The sequence below is a fragment of the Paenibacillus sp. NRS-1781 genome, from assembly GCF_050467745.1.
GTDB classification, from domain to species: domain Bacteria; phylum Bacillota; class Bacilli; order Paenibacillales; family Paenibacillaceae; genus Paenibacillus; species Paenibacillus terrae_A.
This window is the reverse complement of record NZ_JBITPI010000116.1, coordinates 1-719: the sequence shown is the minus strand read 5'-3', so window position 1 is coordinate 719 and position 719 is coordinate 1. Positions and strand designations below refer to the sequence as shown.

Sequence of the window (719 nt, the reverse complement as noted above, 5' to 3'; positions counted from 1 at the left end):
AGAGATGCTCACCGTGCCGGGCGTGGCCGTGGTCACCTTGGCAGGATTCCTGGCGGAAGTGGGTGATCTGAGCGGCTACGAGCATGGGCAGCAGATCATTCGACTGGCTGGACTAAATCTCAAGGAGAACAGTTCAGGAAAGAAAAAAGGCAAAACCAGCATAACCAAACGTGGACGCGCACGGCTTCGGGCGTTGCTGTTCCGGGCGGTCATGCCGATGGTAGCCAAGAACGCCGAGTTTAAAGCACTGCACCAGTACTTCACGACGCGAGGTCAAAATCCGCTGAAGAAAAAGCAGTCTTTAGTGGCCTTGTGCGGGAAACTCATCCGCGTGCTGCACACGCTCGGCACCCAGCAAATCCCGTATGATGCAAACGACGTTTTAGGGCCAGTACGACAGGCCCAGCTACAGAAGGCAGCTTAAGAAAAGCCAAAACTCAGTTTCTCACCGGAAGGAAATAAGTCAAGACAACGGAAGCACGGAGCAGCCGCAGGAATCAATTCCATAAGGGCAACGACCCCGTAAAGGAGCAAGAAACGGCGTCCACCTCTTGAAAGGCCGAACGAAGGAATGTAAGGGCAGCGACCCGGCGTGATATGGGAGGGTAAGCCGTCAAGAGACAGTGTGGATATCCAAGGTGCGATCATAGAACGGATCTGTGGGTTGGGGAAAATGCCCCAATCTCTATTCCCGCCACCGGCTCTGTCAGAAAATAATG

General features: G+C 54.1%; 2 protein-coding genes. One reads left to right on the top strand and one right to left on the bottom strand.

The features are described 5' to 3' along the window. A partial coding sequence (locus tag ACIFO6_RS24185; RefSeq protein ID WP_430044606.1) for a transposase occupies positions 1 to 424 on the top strand: 424 nt, incomplete at its 5' end. Here ACIFO6_RS24185 and ACIFO6_RS24180 read toward each other — a convergent pair. After that, the coding region (locus tag ACIFO6_RS24180) for a hypothetical protein (protein ID WP_430044604.1) at positions 421 to 719 on the bottom strand (299 nt) is incomplete at its 5' end. The two genes, ACIFO6_RS24185 and ACIFO6_RS24180, sit on opposite strands and share 4 nt — an antisense overlap.